The 19,589-nt window shown below is 46.7% G+C and carries 16 protein-coding genes; 2 read left to right on the plus strand and 14 right to left on the minus strand.

Annotated elements, in window-relative coordinates; all coding sequences use genetic code 11:
* Positions 1-204 precede the first annotated feature (204 nt).
* From C7460_RS22440 to nuoH, 8 genes are read right to left on the minus strand one after another with little or no spacing between them, the layout of a single operon-like run.
* Positions 205-2,091, minus strand: coding sequence for an amidophosphoribosyltransferase (locus tag C7460_RS22440; RefSeq protein ID WP_115870391.1), 1,887 nt, complete (start codon positions 2,089-2,091; stop codon positions 205-207).
* A gap of 6 nt (positions 2,092-2,097) precedes the next feature.
* Entirely contained in the window at positions 2,098-3,537 is a 1,440-nt protein-coding gene (locus tag C7460_RS22445; protein WP_115870392.1) for an NADH-quinone oxidoreductase subunit N, read from the minus strand.
* Positions 3,537-5,168 (minus strand): complex I subunit 4 family protein, encoded by a 1,632-nt coding sequence (locus tag C7460_RS22450; protein WP_170148150.1) that lies wholly within the window; start codon positions 5,166-5,168, stop codon positions 3,537-3,539. Before C7460_RS22450 ends, C7460_RS22445 begins: the two co-directional genes overlap by 1 nt.
* Positions 5,169-5,176: 8 nt before the next feature.
* Complete coding sequence (locus tag C7460_RS22455) at positions 5,177-7,132, minus strand: NADH-quinone oxidoreductase subunit 5 family protein (protein ID WP_115870394.1); 1,956 nt, start codon at positions 7,130-7,132, stop codon at positions 5,177-5,179.
* A complete protein-coding gene (nuoK, locus tag C7460_RS22460) occupies positions 7,132-7,440 on the minus strand; it encodes an NADH-quinone oxidoreductase subunit NuoK (RefSeq protein ID WP_115870395.1) in 309 nt (102 codons plus the stop codon). The genes C7460_RS22455 and nuoK overlap by 1 nt, the downstream gene beginning before the upstream one ends.
* Positions 7,437-7,937 carry an NADH-quinone oxidoreductase subunit J family protein gene (locus tag C7460_RS22465; protein WP_170148151.1) on the minus strand — a complete coding sequence of 167 codons (501 nt, stop codon included), beginning with the start codon at positions 7,935-7,937 and terminating at the stop codon, positions 7,437-7,439. The genes nuoK and C7460_RS22465 overlap by 4 nt, the downstream gene beginning before the upstream one ends.
* Positions 7,924-9,087, minus strand: coding sequence for a 4Fe-4S binding protein (locus C7460_RS22470; protein ID WP_115870397.1), 1,164 nt, complete (start codon positions 9,085-9,087; stop codon positions 7,924-7,926). The genes C7460_RS22465 and C7460_RS22470 overlap by 14 nt, the downstream gene beginning before the upstream one ends.
* Positions 9,084-10,139: an NADH-quinone oxidoreductase subunit NuoH gene (gene nuoH, locus C7460_RS22475; protein ID WP_115870398.1), complete on the minus strand. Its 1,056-nt coding sequence runs from the start codon at positions 10,137-10,139 to the stop codon at positions 9,084-9,086. Before nuoH ends, C7460_RS22470 begins: the two co-directional genes overlap by 4 nt.
* Positions 10,140-10,523: 384 nt before the next feature.
* Between nuoH and C7460_RS22480 the strand changes: the two genes are divergently transcribed.
* Both C7460_RS22480 and C7460_RS22485 read left to right on the plus strand, forming a co-directional pair.
* Positions 10,524-11,003, plus strand: a complete 480-nt coding sequence (locus C7460_RS22480) for a gluconokinase (protein WP_115870399.1) — start codon at positions 10,524-10,526, stop codon at positions 11,001-11,003.
* Positions 11,004-11,014: 11 nt separating this feature from the next.
* Complete coding sequence (locus tag C7460_RS22485) at positions 11,015-12,538, plus strand: serine hydrolase (RefSeq protein ID WP_115870400.1); 1,524 nt, start codon at positions 11,015-11,017, stop codon at positions 12,536-12,538.
* Positions 12,539-12,540: 2 nt separating this feature from the next.
* Here the strand turns inward: C7460_RS22485 and C7460_RS22490 are convergent, their stop codons facing one another.
* The 6 genes from C7460_RS22490 to C7460_RS22515 form a co-directional block, all read right to left on the minus strand.
* On the minus strand, positions 12,541-14,448 hold the full coding sequence (locus tag C7460_RS22490; RefSeq protein ID WP_115870401.1) for a tetratricopeptide repeat-containing sensor histidine kinase: 1,908 nt from the start codon (positions 14,446-14,448) through the stop codon (positions 12,541-12,543).
* Positions 14,449-14,601: 153 nt separating this feature from the next.
* Positions 14,602-16,380: a tetratricopeptide repeat-containing sensor histidine kinase gene (locus C7460_RS22495; RefSeq protein WP_170148152.1), complete on the minus strand. Its 1,779-nt coding sequence runs from the start codon at positions 16,378-16,380 to the stop codon at positions 14,602-14,604.
* A 71-nt stretch (positions 16,381-16,451) separates the two neighbouring features.
* A complete protein-coding gene (locus C7460_RS22500) occupies positions 16,452-16,817 on the minus strand; it encodes a hypothetical protein (protein ID WP_115870403.1) in 366 nt (121 codons plus the stop codon).
* A gap of 93 nt (positions 16,818-16,910) precedes the next feature.
* On the minus strand, positions 16,911-18,800 hold the full coding sequence (locus C7460_RS22505; RefSeq protein ID WP_170148153.1) for a tetratricopeptide repeat-containing sensor histidine kinase: 1,890 nt from the start codon (positions 18,798-18,800) through the stop codon (positions 16,911-16,913).
* Positions 18,801-18,807: 7 nt separating this feature from the next.
* Positions 18,808-19,152, minus strand: coding sequence for a hypothetical protein (locus tag C7460_RS22510; RefSeq protein WP_115870405.1), 345 nt, complete (start codon positions 19,150-19,152; stop codon positions 18,808-18,810).
* Between the two features lie 88 nt (positions 19,153-19,240).
* Positions 19,241-19,589 (minus strand): sensor histidine kinase (locus tag C7460_RS22515; RefSeq protein WP_147303069.1); only part of this gene is annotated, 349 nt, incomplete at its 5' end.

Genomic DNA, 19,589 nt, shown 5'->3' on the forward strand with positions numbered 1-19,589 from the left:
TCGGCTTCCTTCATGCAGGTCTTCACAGACAATACACTTGCCGCTCAGCTAGTACTTCCCCTCATCGGGCGTACAGAGGACTTGTCCCTTTTTTTTAAAAAAAAAAAAAACTCACCTCCAAGTATTTGCGCCCTGCCGGGCGCACACACAAAAAAGCCATGAGACAGTCTCATGGCTTTAATAATATTTGCGGAGAGTTGCCTTCTAATAGGCTCTTACTTCTACTCCTTTCATGTAATTGATAAATGCTTTATTCACCACACGATTGCCCCCTGGTGTAGGATAGTCACCCGTGAAGTACCAGTCACCAAGATGATTTGGACATGCCTTATGTAAGTTGTCTACAGTTTGGTACACCACCTCTAGTTCAGCTTTCATTCCTTTTGGCCGTACGATATCAGTGATTTTCGCTGAAACCTCATCATAAGTAAATGGAGCGTAAAGCTCTTTCACATAGTTGGGCTGATTTTTATCTCCTGAAGCAGCCAGGCATTTTTCATACACTTCATCTAGCAAGTATTGCTTATTGTGCTCCTCTAGTAGTGCCAGCACTGCTCTGAAGGCCACAAATTCGCGCATCTTACTCATATCTATACCGTAGCAATCCGGAAATCGAATTTGTGGAGCAGACGAAACGATGACTACCTTTTTAGGCTCCAGCCGATCAAGAAGGGTCAGAATGCTTTTTTCTAGCGTTGTACCACGCACGATGGAGTCATCGATCACTACCAGGGTGTCCGTTTTCTTATTGATCACCTCAAAAGTGGTGTCATACACATGAGCTACCAGGTCATCACGATGGGCATCATCCGTAATAAACGTACGAAGCTTGGCATCTTTGAGCACGAGCTTTTCCACGCGTGGACGGAAGGATAACAACTCCTCCAAAGAATCTGCACTCGGCTTCTGATCCAGAATGATGTCTTTCCGTTGATTGATCAGGTAGTTATCAATACCTCTAAGCAATCCTAAAAAGGATGTTTCGGCTGTATTAGGGATGTAGCTAAACACCGTGTTTTTCAAATCACTATTTACAGCTTTGAGCACACTCGGTATGAGTAGCTCCCCTAATTTGCGGCGCTCATTGTAGATGTCCGGATCAGTGCCTCGCGAAAAGTAAATACGTTCGAACGAACAGGATTTTTTCTCACGCTGCTCTATATAAGGCTCCTGACGGTAGCTACCGTCTTTTTCTATGATAAGGGCATGACCAGGCAATATTTCCTGTATATCTTCATAGTTGCACTCAAACGTCGTTTTAATGGCAGGCTTTTCAGATGCCACTGCTACCACGTCATCATCTGCATAAAAGTAGGCCGGACGGATGCCATTTGGATCTCTTGCTACAAAAGCTGCTCCATAGCCTACCATACCGGTCATAGTATAACCTCCATCAAAATCACGACACGACTTTTCCAGCACACGCCTTAGGTCGATTTCATTTTCAATGATTTCGGTGATTTCCTGATTGGTTTTCTTTCCCCGATACTGATCAAAAATGGCCTGATTAGCTTCATCTAGAAAGTGACCGATTTTTTCCATTACCGTAACGGTATCCACTACTTCTTTAGGGTGCTGACCCAAAGTGACCAATTTTTCAAAAAGCTCATCCACATTGGTCATGTTGAAGTTGCCCGCCATTACCAGGTTACGGCTTCTCCAGTTGTTTTGCCTCAAAAATGGATGACAACTCTCAATGTTGTTTTTGCCATGAGTACCGTACCGCAAGTGCCCCATCCATACCTCTCCGGTGAAGGCATAGTTATTCTTCATCCATTGGGCGTTGAAAAACTTCTCCTTCCCTTCCTTTTGAGCCTTGTTGTATTTTTTACTGATCTTCCCAAAGATATCCTCTATGGGTTGCTGATTTGTCGTACGGTATCGGCTGATGTATCGGGTACCCGGTGGCATATCCATTTTGATGTTGGCAACCCCTACACCATCCTGGCCGCGGTTGTGCTGTTTTTGCATCAGCAAGTACATCTTTTTGGCTGCGTAAGCCGGTGATCCATAGGTGTCTATGTAGTACTGGAGAGGTTTTCTTAAGCGAAGCAGTGCAACTCCGCATTCGTGTTTAATAGGGTCGCTCATGGATTGTTACCAAGCTATTGATTTAATATTATCTGCAATGTTATTCAATATATCCGGGCTAATAAACAACCATAACAGAACAAGTGTAAAAATAGTTGCGATAACGCGCTGACCGGGGTTAGTTACTGACTGAACATCCCCGTCACTTTCTTTGAGGAAGATGAAATAAGGAACCTTGAGGTAGAAAAACAAAGAGAAAACCACACTCATCAATGCCACCACCAAATACCCCATAATCCAGGGATCTACTACGGTCTGATACCATCCCCACAAGGCCGTAAACAAGTAAAACTTTATAGTGAAGCCTACTGTAGGTGGCAATCCTATGAGCGCTACCATCACTATCGTGATCAACCCACCAAAATAACCTTCGGTACGCGACAAACCTGCCAGATCCTTCACATCTAGCAGCTGTCGGTCTTCCAAAACTGACACCATATAGAAAGCCACTAAATTGATAATACCATACGCAAGTGCATACCATGCAAAAGCCACTACGCCGGTTTCTCCCGGGATGAGCAAGGCACCCAACAAGAAACCCGAATGAGCAATAGCTCCGTAGGCTATCATTCGCTTGATATTGGTTTGCCTGAGCGCTCCCAGAGTGCCTATCACAATAGTAGCCATACCTACAGCCACGATCACCACATACAGCCAATACTGCGTATGTACATCTACAGCCAATAAGACCCTATGCAAAAGCACAAAACCAGCAATCTTAGGTATGACAGAAAGAATGGCCACCGCAGAAGTAGGTGCTACCTGATAGGTGGTGGGCACCCAAATATGAAAAGGCACCAAACTCACCTTAAATAACATGGCTCCTATGAAAAGCAATAGGCCTACATTGAGCAAGGCTGGGTTTTGCACCAGTGCAAAATCCATCTCCGACACCAGCAAAGTTCCTGTAAACCCATAAATCAAAGAGGCTCCATAAAGCGCTAAAGCGGATGCAGTGCCTCCAAAAATCAGGTATTTGATTCCTGCCTCAAAAGATCTTTTCTCAAAATTGAAGTTGGTGAGCAGATAGGAAGCAAAGGAAGTGAGCTCTATGGCCAGGTAGATTACCAGCAGGTGCTGAGCACTGAGCATAAATGCACTTCCTGCAATGACGGCTAGCAGTAAAAAGTAATACTCAAATGGATGCCTGTTTGCTGTGGGGTAAAACACCACCCACACTCCTAGAAAGCTAAATACCAATCGAAAAAGCCAGGTTAACTCTTGTACAGCTAAAGCTCCACCAAACCAAACACCCAGGTCTGTGGGCAAAGGCACCAGGGTCATGGCGAGCACCAGTACCAATACATATACAATCTGGCTCACCAGTGATCGCTTTGCTATTAAACCCAGCAGCAACAGTAGCAGCGAACCGCCAATGAGTACCATCTCAAAGCCTACCTGAGATAAGCTTTCGATTATATGTGAAAGTTGATCCTTCAGCACCATTACTTACTCAGATACATTTGTCCCTGCTCCAGGATCGATTCTACAAAAAACCTGACGGAGTTGTCGATAGGATCCAACATGATGGACGGAAAGACTCCAAACAAGACCACCAGAATAGCCAATGGCAGTAGCATCACCCATTCTCTGGCTGTAATATCTACCATGCGTGCATCCCAATCTGCTTCACGTGTCCAATATTTGCCAAAAAACATGCGCTGCAAGGTCCACAGGTAATAGCCAGCTGAAATAATAATCCCCAGCACAGCCACCATGCCAATCCATCGAGGAAACAGCCCATTGATGCTCTCCGCACCTATGGCTCCCATCAGCACCAGCACTTCACCTACAAAACCTGATAGCCCGGGCAGCCCTAGAGATGCAAAGAAAAAGAGCACCACAAAGAAGGTGTAGCGCGGCATCTTACTAGCAAGTCCACTCAGGTTTTCAATTTGCCGATCATGCGTACGGTCATAGACTACTCCTACGATGAGGAACAGCGCCCCTGATATGAAGCCATGTGACACCATTTGAAACAACGACCCTGCCACACCCTCAGCGGTTATTGCCGCCAGGCCTAGCAACACAAAGCCCATGTGAGACACCGATGAGTAGGCAATCAGCTTTTTTACATCATTTTGAGCCATGGCCACCATACCTCCGTAGATGATAGAGACTGTACCCAGAATGGCAATAGGCTCCGCCATCGTAATGGCAATATCCGGGAAAATGGCATAGCAGATTCGAAATAAGCCATACCCTCCCACTTTGAGTAGTACACCAGCCAGCAATACCGAAATAGCCGTAGGAGCCTCCACGTGTGCATCTGGCAGCCAGGTATGAAACGGCACCGCAGGCAGCTTAATCGCAAATCCAATCAGTAGAAATACAAAAGCCAGATACCGAAGCGACTGTCCCCACATGGTATACTCTGATCCAGGCGCCAACACCGTATCGCTGAGGTAATGACCACTCATCATATCTACCAGACTAAAGGTATTTGTCTGCACACCAAACTGATCCACTGTACCTACAGACAGGTACAGCCCTATCATCACGATCAGAATAAACAGTGATCCTAAAAGCGTGTAAAGAAAAAACTTAATGGATGCATATGACCTGCGCGGGCCTCCCCAGATGCCAATCAGGAAAAACATTGGCAGTAGCATAAACTCGAAGAAGACATAAAAGAGGAAGAAATCCAATGCAGCAAAACACCCTATGAGACTACCACTCAGGATGAGGTACAGGATAAAGTATCCTTTGACCTTGTGCTGGACCGTCCACGAAGAGATCACCCCGATCACTAGGAGCAATGCACTCAAAACGATCAGCGGCATACTGATACCATCTACTCCTACAAAATATGCGACTTGCAGCTTGCCAAAATCCCCCAACTGAAGGGATATCCAGTCCAGGTGCTCCACAAACTGAAAAGCTGTGGCCCATGACTCAGGCTTTACCCCGCCATTGAAGCCTACAAACAGCAAGCCACCCATTATCAACTGACAAATAGTGGCTGCCAGCGCTACGGATTTGATCAGAAATTTTTGCTTGTCAGGGATAAGCCCAATGACAAGAGCTGCCCCAAAGGGCAAAAAAATCAACCAACTAAGCAGGTAATTCGTCATCATTTATTTTCTCAAAATTGAAACCACAGCAATATCGCCAGCAATACCACCATCATCCACACCAACTGGTGCTGTACCTTTCCGGATTGTATTCCCGTAAACAGCCTGCCAACCAGATTGGCCAGCCAGGCCATCAAATTGACCAGGCCATCTATGATCTCCCGATCAAAAATAGCAGCCGCTTTGCTCAATACCACACTCGCCACCCCCACGGCGTTCACTGCTTTGTCTATCACCTTCCGATCAAACCAGGCAGATAGCATCACCAGCGCGTCATACACTTTGGCCAAAGCCGCATAAACCTCCGCCATAAACCACCCCCGATAGGACAACCGGCCATACCACGTTTGAGGTACTCCTGCATTGCTATAGGCCTGAGATCTGGAAGGTCTAAAATACCAGTAGCTCACCAGCAGACCTCCTGCCGACAAGACCACAGACAATCCAAATGTCAGCTTTTCGATGTAATCAAAGCCCTCCGGCGCACGAAATATGTCATTTGAAAACAGGTAGGCATTCAACCACCAGCCTGTAGGATTGAAAGGGTTGATGGCACTAAATACCCAAACCGAAGCAATGGCCAGCAGCAGCAGCGGAAGCTTTACTTTCCAAAGAGGCTCCATTCCTTGAAGCCGCTCCACTACCGTACGCGGCTCACCATAAAACACCAGGAGTATCTGTCTCCCCACATAAAGGGGAGTCAAAAAGGCCGTAATAAATGCCATATCCGTGACAACATAGGCCCATAGACCTGTCTGTGATGCCCAGATCCAGGCACCGGACAAAATGCCCTCTTTCGATAAGAAGCCCGAGAAAAATGGCAACCCAGAGAGTGCCAGCCCACAGAGGAGATAGACCAAATGCGTAACGGGAAGTACCTTCCTTAGGCCACCCATGTTGCGCATGTCTTGCCCATCAAACTCATGGTCGTCATGCCGGAGCTCATGAAAATAATGGATCACAGCACCTGCAGCCATGAACAAGCCCGCTTTGAAAAAGGCATGTGTCCACAAGTGAAAAAGCGAAGCCTGATAAGCTCCTACTCCCACGCCCAATACCATGTATCCTAGCTGAGAAATGGTGGAGTACGCCAATACTTTTTTGATGTCGTGCTGAGTGAGCGCTGCAATAGCCGCCATAAGGGCCGTTACCGCCCCCAGAATAGCCGCCAGGCCCATTACCAGTGGAGACAATACGGGCACCACTCTAAACAACAGATACACACCTGCTGCCACCATAGTAGCGGCATGTATCAGAGCAGAAACCGGCGTAGGGCCAGCCATAGCTTTTGGCAACCAGCCAAAAAATGGAAACTGCGCTGACTTACCCAATGCACCGATCAATAACCCAATGCCTGCAAGATGTACCAGAGGACTGGAAGACACGGCGGATAGTTCGGATAAAAACGGCTGATCGAGGACCATCACCATTAGAATAACACCTATTAGTAAGCCCGCATCCGCTACCCGATTGACCATAAAAGCCTCACGGGCACTTTTAGCTTTGTCCTCCTGGCTAAACCAAAACCCAATGAGCAGATAAGATGAAAATCCTACAAGCTCCCAAAAAACAAAGACAAGCAGCAAATGGTCCGCTGCCAGTAGCCCCAACATGGAAGTCGTAAAAAAGCCGAGTTTGGCAAAGTACCGATGGATGGATGGGTCATGCTGGAGGTAGTGCAATGAAAACAAGTGCACCAAAAAGGATATAAAATAAACTAAAGCAATAAGCACTGCTGATACATGATCCACTTGCCAGCCGAGCGAATGGCCCGGTAGCCAATCAAATCGAATAGTGATTGACGAGTCATTGCTCATGAATAACAGCATGCCTGCAGCGATCAAACCAGGCACCATGCCCACCAAAGCCGTGCGCCGTACCATCGACTGACCACTGAGATAAGTGAGTATCCCACCTGCCAGGGGCAAGAGTAGCACCAATGTCAAATGTATCGCTGGATTGCTCATCAGTGTTCTAGCGTATTTAGATCGTCCAGGTCAGACGAGTTGTACTTTCTATAAATATTCAGCAAAATAGCAAGCGCAATGGCTACCTCCGCGGCAGCAAGTACCACAGAGAAAATGGCAAAAACCTGCCCATTGAGCTGTGGGTCATTTCTTGAAAAAGCTACCAGGTTTAAGTTGGCGGCATTGAGCATGAGCTCTATGCCGATCAGCACCATGATGGCATTTTTCTTGGTAAGCACAATCAAAAGACCAGCACATAATAAAAAGGCCGCTACTACCAGGTAATATGTCAATGGAATAGCTGTCATGCTTTATCAGATTTTTTGGCTAAAAATGCCGCCCCTACCAGTGCCACCAGCAGTAGGTAAGCCACTAGCTCAAAGGCTACTATATGGTCTGTAAGAAATGCTATACCCACATGTGCCACCTGATCGGTGACTGGAGCTGCGGTCTCGAACTCGAGTCCCGATCCCAGGATCAATCGCACGAGCATTCCGAAAAGCATCAGCGCCATTAGTGCGCCTATTACCACACCTCGATGCCCCGCAAATACGCCTTCCTCACTCAGCCGACGTGTAAGCATGATCCCAAAGAGCAGCAATACGATGATCCCTCCTGCATATATCAGCAACTGCACTACGGCCATCACTTCGGCTTGCAGCAATACGTACAGCGCAGCCACACCCAGTAGCGACACCACCAGGGCAAATGCAGATCTCACGATATTGCCAGTAAAAAGGATGTAAATCACCGGCAGTACAGTCATGGCCGCAAAAAAGAAAAAAAACAGCTTATTGATCGCCATGGTCATCTTTCGGTTTTTTACGAATCACTGGACGAGGTTTATACTTTGGTTTTGGCTTGTCCTCTTCACTTCCCTCTGCAGACTTCTTAGCTTGTATTTTCGGCTTAATCACCGGTTTTTTGGGCTTAGGCTTATCCGCAGCAGATTTTTCCTCTTCCGCTTTAGGCTTTACCACTGGTTTTACCCTGGGTTTTACCACTGGCTTTTTCGCAGAAGGCTTTTTGGGCACTTCCTCAGAACTAGCCTGCACTTTTGGCTTCATGACTGGCTTGGCCATTTTCGGCTTTACAACGGGCTTTTTAGCCTTAGGCTTTTCGGCATCATCACTCTCCTTATCCTGCACTTTCGGCTTCATCACCGGCTTAGCCATTTTCGGTTTAGCAGGTTTTGGAGTGGAAGCCGCGTCCCCGCCGGACTTTCCAGATATCTTAGGTTTGGCAGGCTTGGGCTTCATTGCAGGCTTAGTATCGCCAGCTGATGCACTTCCTGCTGGTTTCGGCTTGAGTGCTGGTTTTACAGCTGGCTTCCCTCCTACTGGTTTCGGCCTTACCGCCGGCTTTGCAGCTGGTTTGGCAGCAGTGGCAGCGGCCTTCTTTGCTGCCTTTTCTGCCTCGTAAGCCTCTAGTTCCTGGCGCTTTTGAGCTATCTCTGTGAGACTCATGTTGGCAAAAGAATACACATGGTCCTCCACATCAAACTCACTAAAATCGTACACCTTCGTCATGGTGAGACACTCAGTAGGACATACAGTGGTACACAGACCACAAAAGCAGCACTTGCTCATGTCTATGTCAAACTTCGCCGCATGGATACGCTTGGGCGTGCCATCAGACGTCTCACCAAAACTCTCGGGAGCCCGAATGGCGTCAATATCTATACAATCTACAGGACATACCTTCGCGCACTTATCGCATACGATACAGTCATCTATCTCATTGTGCAGCCTGTAGCGGGCATTGTCTGGCACGGGCAGCGACTCATACGGGTACTCCAGCGTGACAATCCCCTTGTCCTGCTCAAAATAGGTCTCGTCTGCCACCCCTATCGGTGTTCTGGACTTTCGGGCATCCGCCAAATAGCGGAAAGTCAGCTTAAGCCCTTCAGTCATTGAAGAAAACGCCTGTTTGATATTTTGAAAATAGGCACTCATAGCATCCACAGTTTCCAAATCCCTACAATAAACAACAACAGAATAGCGGCCGGTGTGAGGTATTTCCAAGACAGATTCATAAGCTGGTCTACCCGCAATCGTGGATAAGTCCAGCGGATCATCATTTGTAAGAAAATCAGAAAGAGCCCTTTGCCTGCAAGCCAAAATGCACCCCATACAGGACCTGTTGTATATGTGGCCAGCTGTAGTCCTCCAATATTTGGCAGTGGGGTATTCCATCCACCCAAAAACAATATAGCCGCCAACAGTGACACCAGCAGCATCATGGCATACTCAGACAGCATAAACACCCCCCATCTGAAACCACTATATTCCGTATGATATCCACCTATTAGCTCAGATTCCGACTCTGGCAAGTCAAACGGAACCCGGTTAGATTCGGCCAGTCCGGCAATAAAAAAGATCAAAAACGCTACCCACAAGACCGGCATGGTGAAGACATTCCAGGTCAAAAACCCTCCAACTTCTGACACATCCCATCCTTTGACTCCTAGAAAGTATGCCGGAGCATCAGATAAAACCCCTTGCTGAATGGAAAGCTGCTGAAGGTCCAAACTCTGGCCATACATGACCACACATAGCACCGACAGCCCAAGAGGTATCTCATAAGAAACAATCTGAGCTGCAGCACGCATAGCTCCATAGAGCGAGTATTTGTTATTGGATCCCCATCCTGCCATCAGCACACCTAGCACGTCTATGGATACAATAGCGAGCAAGTAAAACACGCCTACCGAAAAACCGGCGCCATCTACACCTTCTGTAAGGGGGAGTGCTGCAAAACCAGCAAAAATGGAAACGAAAATGACAATGGGCGCTACCAGAAAAAGTGGCTTATCTATAGCCTTTGGCCTCACATCTTCTTTTTGCAGCATTTTGACCAGATCCGCCACCGTCTGCAACAACCCAATAGGACCTACTTCAGTGGGGCCGAGGCGGTTTTGTACGAATCCGGCGATTTTACGCTCGGCGTACACTCCGATCACCACGAAGCCTAAAAGGAAGGGAAGAAATACCAAAAATGTTATCATCTGCTGATCAACCTGCTTGCATCCAAAATGTTGGGGCGCTAAGTTAAATGATGACAGGCACAACCCGAAGTGTTTGAGGGATTCATAGCCAGCTCCATGCATAGTTGTAAATCTCACAATTTGAGCTGTATATGCAGCCGTAAGAAACAATCCAAAAGCTGTACATTCACTGCCAAAATAAATCTACGGAATACAAAACTTTTTACATAGGTATTCGAAATATAATTTGGACAAAATTTTACCACCTACCACTCTATTACCCTGAGCGCACTTCATCAAATTTCGCCACCAAACTTTCTATCGATTGGCACACGTGACACAAAACCAGCAATTCGATAACCTTCCTTATTTGTGCGCTTTTCCAGATTTAGCTAAATTCCGGCCATGCAACAAAACATCATCGTCATGGGTGTATCTGGATCGGGTAAGAGCACAATAGGCTCTATGATCGCCCGCGAGCTAGACCTGGAGTTTCTGGATGCAGACGACTTTCACCCAAAAAGCAATAAAGAAAAAATGGCCGCCGGCACCCCGCTAACTGATGAAGACAGGCTGCCCTGGCTCAAAACACTACAACAGCAACTAGAACGCCCACACATTGTACTGGCTTGCTCGGCCTTGAAAACCAGCTACCGTGACGTACTGGACCCAGACCGTAACCATCTGTGGGTTTTCCTCAATGGCAGCAGAGAGGTCATCGCCCAACGCATGAGTGAACGCAAAGGGCATTTTATGAGCAAATCACTACTGGATAGTCAGATAGACACTCTGGAAGTACCCAAAGGGGTCATCGAGGTAAATATCGATCAGGCTCCAGAAGATATCGTCACCCAAATACTCAACGACCTACAAACTCAGGAATAACTCCACCCCTCATGAAAACGCTTTTTTCTCTACTACTCACAGTAGGCATCACCTGGAGTGCTGCCGCACAACCAGACATTGACCGCATCGATCAGTACATTGCCAACGCCCAAAGGGACTGGCAGATTCCGGGATTGGCAGTGGGCATTGTAAAAGATGGAGAAGTAGTTCTGAGCAAAGGCTATGGCGTAAAAGCGCTTGGAAAACCCGACCTGGTAGATGAACACACCCTGTTTGCTATTGCATCCAACACCAAAGCATACATTGCTACTGCTCTGGCTGTGCTGGTAGCACGTGATTCGCTTTCATGGAAAGACAAGGTTCAGGACATACTACCCTATTTTGAGCTTTATGACCCATACGTCACTGCAAATACCACGATAGAAGACCTCCTCTGCCACCGAGTAGGGCTCGGCACTTTTTCCGGGGACCTGATGTGGTACAAAAGTGAGCTTACAGCTCCGGAAGTAATTAAAAAAATCAAATACGTACCCCAAGCTTTTGGCTTTAGAGATGGCTTTGGATACTCCAACCTGATGTTTATTACGGCTGGTGAGGTGATCCGGGAAGTATCAGGGCAGCCGTGGAGTGAGTTTGTCAAGCAGACATTTTTTGATCCACTAGATATGAAACGGACCATCACTTCCACCAACGACTTAAAAGCCAAAGGCAACTATGCCATGCCTCACAAGCCTTACGAAGACAAGCAAGAAGTAATTCCCTGGGTAAACTGGGACAATATGGGAGCAGCAGGCGGCATCATTAGCAGTGTAGCAGATATGAACCAGTGGCTGCTAGCGAATCTGCAGGCAGGTGTTTTCAACGGAGATACCATCATTCCTTCTGATCAGCAAGACATCCTCTGGACGCCTCGAAGAAATTTCACAGTGAGTGGGGAAGACAGAGAAAAGCATCCAGGGGTGCAATTTCGAGGGTATGGATTGGGCTGGGGCGTATCTAACTACGGAACGAGCCGCATAATCTCTCATAGCGGAGGGTATGACGGCATGTACTCCAGAGTGGCATTGCTACCCGAACTCAACCTGGGCATTGTGGTGCTTACCAACAGCATGAAGGGTATAGGTGGGCAACTAGCGCTCTACATAGCAGACAAATATCTGGATAACCCCGAAAAAGACTGGGCTGGAGAGGCTCTGGCCAAAAGAAAAAAGAACGAAGAACAAGCCAAGCCTATCACCCAAAGCAAAAAGAAACGGAAAAAGAAAACCGAACCTACACATGCTCCGGAATACTATGCCGGCACCTACTCCTCCGGAATGCACGGTAATGTGAAAATCAGTTCGCAGGAATCATCCTTGAGGATGGAATTTGAAAATGCACCAGCACTTTCTGCTACGCTTACTCACTGGCACTATGACATCTGGCAAATCAACTGGGACGAGACGCATGCCTGGTTTGATTTTGGCACCGTGCAGTTTTTATTGGACAACAACCTTAAACCGATCGGGCTAAAGTTTGATGTTCCAAACCACGACATCTTTTTCGATGAAGTAGATCTGAAAAAAATAAAATAACACTACTGACTTTCCTGCAGCTCGGCGTGCTTCTCAAACAATGGAAGCTTAACGGTAAATGCGGTGCCTTCGTGAGGTGTACTCTGCACTTCTATATGTCCGCCATTCATCTCCACAAACTCCTGCACCAGCAGTAGTCCAAGCCCCAGGCCTTTCTCACCAGCCGTACCAAAAGTACTCTTTTCGCCATGTACCTCGAAGAGTTTGTTGAGCTTGGCCACAGACATCCCTACCCCTGTATCACTTACCCTGATCACCGCTTTTTCTTCTTCGCAGTGGCCACTGACCTTGACCTGACCTCCTGGAGGAGTAAACTTCAGCGCATTACTGATCAGGTTTCTAAAAATCGTCTGCGTGGTATTGCGATCGGCCCATAGGGTCATTTCTCCCTGTAAATCATTGATCAGCCGCACCTGCTTGCCTTTGGCCATATTGGCAAAAATATTCAGCAGATCTGCGGCCACTTCATTAAAGGATAGCTTTTCCGGTACGTAAGGAAACTGCCCCTGCTGCTGCATGGCCCAGTTGAGCAGGTTGTCCAGCAAATTGGACAGGCGATCCACAGATCGGTCTATGTCATCAGCCACCTCCAGCAGCTGGTCCGTGTCTTTGGTTTTCACAAAGTGCTTGATCATGTGACTGATGCCATGAAAAGAATTGATGGGGCCCCGCAAATCATGAGAGATGATCGAGAAAAACTTGTCTTTAGTCTCATTGAGCGACTCCAGCGAGCGCTTTTGCTCTTCCAGTACTTTATTGATTTTGGCCTTGGCCCGGTAGTATCTAAAAATCACTATGGCCAGGAGGGTCAGAATGATGGTCACGATAATGGCCGTGGTAATGATAATCTGCTGGTTTTTCTGTCGTGCCTTCAGCAGGTCTACTTCTCCTTGCTTTTTGGCGAGCTCAAAAGCACTTTCCAGGTTTTCCATGCGGTTGTAGAGCTCATCATTGGCTATGCTGTCTTTTAGCTCCACATACTGCTGGTGAAATTTATAAGCCGTTTCGTAATCCGAACTCATGGCGTAGATATCTGCCAGCCGCAGACTATTGTCTCTGATCTCATTTTTCAGTCCATACCGCTTAGAAATGCGCATGCTAGAGTCAGCAAAGCTCCTGGCTCCATTGAGGAGTCCTTTGCGCTGATATATTTCCGCCATATAAGTGAGGAAAATCGCTATGCCGTAATGATCCTGATGCGCTTTCAGTTGCTCTATGGCATCTCTTACGTTGCGTTCTGCCTCTTCCAACTCTCCCTGCTCAGCTTTTACCAGCCCAATATTTCCAAGATTGTAAGCTAAGCCAGATGAATCATCTCCCAGCTGCTCATAGATCGCCTTGGATCGCTCAAAGCACACTAGCGCCGAATCATACATTTTTGACATGTAATACTCATCTCCCAGATTCAGCAGAGTAAGTGCCTGCAAGCGAGAGTTTTGCCCTTGTAGCTGTGTCAGGGCTTTTTTATAGTAAAGTACGGCATCATTGTGATTGCCCACTAGAGAATGCACATCTGCCAGGGCTGTATTGGAGGCTGCTACTCCTCTTTCATATCCCGCCTTTTCGGCAAAATTCAATGCTTTAAACAAAGCATATATGGCCACATCAAAATCACCCATCAATCGATAGGCCTGACCTTCATTTAGATAAGCATGGTGCTGATAATAGGGGCTTTTATGTGTCGTAGCCTCTTTCACCAGCATGTTTGCAAACTCCAGTTTTTTCCTGGGGTCGGTCTGGTTGTTGGCTATCTGCGCCAAAACAGACAGTCTACTCGTATCAGAATCAGGGATATTTTCAAGTCTTAGGGCCAGGCTATCGGCCAATACCTGGTCTTGCGCCCGGCTAGTGACTGGGCTTACCAAAAGCACTATCAGGTAAAGCAATAGATATCGCAATTTGCTGAACATTCGCAGTTAGTTACAATTAGGTAGGCGCTACAACGGCAAAAAGGCTTGCGGATCAGACCTCCCACCGTCAGTTTGGTTGTAAAGTAAACCTACTACCAAAAATCTACTGGCAAAAGTAATCATCGGGATAAATGAATGAAACAGAAGATAATTTTACGAAGGCACTGACGTGGTATCCTGAACGTGCTCGTAAACGGGAATTTTGACTGTAAAAGTGGTACCTTCTCCTTCTTTGCTGTGCACACCTATGAGTCCGCCGTTCATCTCCACAAACTCATGAACTAGCTGTAAACCAAGGCCAAGCCCTTTTTCTCCTGAGGTGCCATAGGTGCTCTTTTTGGCCTGAAGCCTAAACAAGTTTTGAAGCTTGTCCTGCGAAATACCTACGCCAGTATCAGTGATGGTAATGACGGCATATTCGCGCTCACATGTGGCTGACAGCCGCACGCTTCCCCCTTCAGGAGTAAATTTCAGGGCATTGCTTACCAGGTTGCGCAGGATGGTCATGGTGGAGTTGCGGTCCGCCCACAAATGAATGTCGGTTGAGATGTCGGCTTCCAAAGTGATTTTTTTGGCCTGAGCCATGGTGTCGAGCGTTTTTACAAGGTCTTCACAAAGCTCCCTTAGCGAAATCTTTTCAGGAACATTCGAAAAATGCCCTTGCTGCTGCATGGCCCAGTTGAGTAGGTTGTCCAGCAGACCGGACAGTCGCTGCACAGAGTTGTCTATATCATCAGCTACTTCCAATAGCTGATCCGTGGCTTTGTTTTTCACTAAAAACTTGATCATCCGGCTAATCCCCATGAATGACATCACAGGTCCGCGGAGGTCATGTGAGATGATGGAAAAAAACTTATCCTTGGTTTCATTGAGCCGCTCCAGCTCCAGATTGATTTTGGACTTCTGCCGATAAAACTTGAAGATGATCGCTCCCAACATCAGCAGGATCACCGCCAGTATGGCGATCCCGATCATAAAAAGCCGCTCGATCCTTTGCTGCGCAGTGAGCAGATCCAATTCTGCCTGCTTTTGACCTACTTCGTATTCCGTACGCAGGTCCGCTATTTTTTGGATAGTTTCTTCATTGTTGATGCTATCTCGGTACGCCACGTATTGCTTGTGGAGCGTATAAGCACGGGCAATGTCTCCACCCTGCTCCAGCAACTCGGAGAGTTTTAGGCTGGCATCTCTTATTTGCTCCTTGAGCCCGTAATTTTCAGCCAGCCGGAGGCTTCGTTCACAATACTTCTGAGCAGAGCTAAAATCACCCTTGTCACGGTAGATATCGGACATATAGGTGAGGTAGACGGAAATACCATAATAGTCTTCCATTTCTTCCAGCATGGAAACCGCCTGCTGGATATTTGCTTCGGCAGCATCAGACTTGCCTTGCTCTGCATACACCAACCCGATATTTCCCAGGTTGTAGGCTATGCCTGTGGCATGCCCAATCTGCTCATACAGTTGACCTGCTTGCTTAAAATAATGAAGTGCCGAATCTAAAACACCTACATTAAAATACTCATCTCCAAGATTGATTAAAGCATTGGCTAATTGCTCAGGGTTAGATTCTAAACCACTTATTGCTTGCTGGTAATATTTAACTGCATTGGGGTGATTCCCTGTAATAGAATAAGTGTCTGCTAAGGATAATAGACAAGTTGATTTTGTAACTATGGTCTCAGCATAATCTAGGGCAGTAAGGTAGGCATCCACTGCTGCAAGGTAATCCCCCTTCAGTCTCAAGGCGTTTCCTATATGACTGTAGGAATAGCTCTTTTGATAATTCTCTGAGGACGATTCGAGACATTTTCGAGCGTAAAAAAGACTTGTATCTGGATTATTGGCATGAAAAGCCAACTGATTCAGGATTTCAAAATCCGAATCAGTTGAGCGGTGAGTCTTATAGATCAACTCTAAACTATCAAACACCCTTTTATCTTGTGCAGAAGATAATAGTGTTGTAATTAATAAAATGATAAAAAGACTGAGCCTCGAACAGATCATCCACCTCCAGCTGGTTTGACTTTCACTTTCGGATCAATCTCTACTTCATTCCCAGCTTCATCTTTGAAGCGGATGGTGTACTTAGGCTCGTCTCCTACCGTGGCGTTTGGTTTTACTTTGACAAACCAGAGTCGCTTACCAAACTTGGACCTTGGAGGATTTACAAAATCATCATCGCTATCAAAATCAATCCCTGTAATCTTGTCTACTCCAGGTCCGGCAAACCAAATCATCAGCTCGTTTTGCTTGGGGTAACCTGTGATTGTATGAGGACCGATTTCGTCCCAGGTGCTGTCATCATCAGAAAAATAAAGCTTGTTGTTCTCGTACTTGAGGATGTTTACAACGGCGTAATGTGCCATAATCAGTTAGCGTTTTAACGGTGAAAAAAAATTATTTCACCCAAAATAATGAAATTGCAGCTACTGTCAATGGCAACACTCACATAATTCCTTTCACTTGATAGTATCTAAAACTGCCTTATTCTCCTCTGTGACTTCCGCATCCTGATGACGGGGAAACAACATATCGAAGGTGGTCCCTACCCCTTCTGTGCTCCGCACTTTGATCACGCCCTTGTTCATCATTACAAACTCATGCACCAGCTGCAAGCCCAATCCAAGCCCTTTTTCACCGGAGGTGCCATAAGTGCTTTTTTTATCTTTTAGCTCAAAAAGACCATCAAGCTTTTCGGCAGGCATGCCTACCCCTGTATCTATTACCTGCATTTGAATGTGTGCATCTTTCGCCATGCACTTCACTTCGATCTTACCTCCCTCGGGAGTGAATTTGATGCTGTTGTTGACCAGGTTGCGAATGATGGTCAGGGTACTGTTACGATCTACCCAAAACTGCAACTCGGCTGGCACATCCGCAGCCAATGTGATGTTTTTGGACTCTGCGGTGGCTTTTAGCGTACCCAACACCTCCTGCACGGCACCCTGACAAGCCACAGGTTCCGGCTTGTAAGGAAAATGTCCCTTTTGCTGTAGCGCCCAGGTGAGCAGGTTGTCCAGCAAGCCGGAGAGTTTGGAAGCCGAGTCGCTCACATCATCGGCTAGTTCTATGAGCTGATCTGTTTGCTTGCCTATGGCCAAAAACTTGATCATTCGACTGACCCCCTGAAAGCTGCTGATAGGTCCTCGCAGGTCATGTGAAATGATGGAGAAAAAGCGATCTTTAGTCTGGATCAAGCGATTGAGCTCCACATTGATTTTAGATTTTTCGCGGTAAAACCGGTAAATAATGATTCCCAGTACCAGTAAGACCAGTGCCAATACGGCTATCGCCAGCATGACTACCTGTTGCGTTTTCTTTTCGGCGGTGAGCAAGTCTACTTCTGTTTGCTTTTGCCCTACTTCGTATTCCGTGCGCAAGTCCGCCAGCTCATTGAGCTTTTCCATATTTTGGATGCTGTCTTTGTAGTTCATGTACAAAAACGCATGGTACATCGCTTGCTCAAACAAGGTTTGCTTCTCCAGGATTTTACTCAAAAGCAAGTTCCCATCTCGCAACTGCTCATGCAACCCTTCGGCTTTTGAAATAGCCAATGCCTCTTCCACTTTTTCCCGTGCTGCCTGTACTGCTCCTATTTCAAATTTTAATTCTCCCAGTTTGATCAGGTAATCCGACACGGCATAGGCATCTTCCTCCTCCTTGAGAATAGCAATGGCCTGCAGTAAATCATTGGTGGCTTGCTCATAGGCTCCTCTCTTCCACAGCACCAGAGCCTCATTGCCTATAGCATAGGCCACGCCCCTGTCAAACCCCACTTTGCTCATGAGCTCCCGGGCCTTTTGGCTGTAAAAACTCGCACTGTCCAACTGCCCCAGGGTGTAATAGTCATAGCCGATATTGATGGAGGCAAGCCCTTCTGAAAAGACATCCTCTTCAGACTGGAATATATGAAGTGCTTTTTTTTGATAACTCAGCGAAACCGACAAGTCCCCTACCAGAGTATATACATTGGAAATTTGGCCATAAAACTCGCCCAACTCGGAAGTAAGCCCCAAATTTTCGGCAATCTGAGCCCCCTCTACCAGGCATTTCAAGGCCTTTTCGGTGGCCCCCAGCTGCGTGTAAGCACCTCCCTGATATAGCAGAGCCTTTTGTAAATAATAGGATTCGTTCCCGGATCGAGCCCGATCTGCAATAGTTTTGGCTAACAATAGCTTGTCCCCGATATTGGTTTCTTCCGAGACGGAATCTAATAAGACCTCCAGGTCATTAGACTTTACTGACTGCCCCCATAGTGAGCAGGACAGCAGCAATAAGCAACCAAAAAGAGTACCCCGAAACGAGGCACTCTGAAAAAGGATTGTGTTGTTTGAGTTTTTAAAATGCATTCGATTCTTAATCGGCTGGATAATGGATTTTCGGATCAAAATCGAGATAGCCCCCACCCCCATCGGGTTTTACCCGAATGGTGTACTTTTCGGATACAGGACTGCCAATATCAGTGTTAGCCACACCTACAGGGTTGCTGGTATCATCTCCATTTACTTGCTTCAAAATTTTACTCTGTTTTGGAGAAATCTTGATTTTCTTAATGGAGCTATCTGCTACCCAGCTAATGTCATCACCCCCGTTCAACCCGGTATCCGGGGAATCAGGTGTAACATCTTGCCAGTCTGTTTGCTCGCTCTTCCATTTGAGCGTTTCTCCATCGAGCTTAAGCTGAATTGTTTTAGTTGACATTTGAATAAGGTTTTAACGGTGAATAAAAAATTTTTTCCAAAATAGTGAAAATGTACCTGCCTCACCTTACTTCTTGCAATAAATACTATCATTTGATAGTATCTAATACTGCGTCATCTGCTACAGTGACCTCCACATCCTGATGACGGGGAAATAACATATCAAATGTGGTCCCTTTTCCTTCTGTGCTGTGCACTTTGATCACGCCCTTGTTCATCATCACAAACTCATGCACCAGCTGCAGCCCCAGACCAAGCCCTTTTTCACCGGAGGTGCCATAGGTGCTTTTTTTATCTTTTAGCTCAAAAAGTCCATCGAGCTTTTCAGCAGTCATACCTACCCCTGTATCTATTACCTGCATTTGAATGTGTGCATCTTTCGCCATGCACTTCACTTCGATCTTACCTCCCTCGGGAGTGAATTTGATGCTGTTGTTT

Origin of the sequence: Marinoscillum furvescens DSM 4134 (assembly GCF_003386095.1) — a bacterium.
GTDB classification, from domain to species: Bacteria; Bacteroidota; Bacteroidia; order Cytophagales; family Cyclobacteriaceae; genus Marinoscillum; species Marinoscillum furvescens.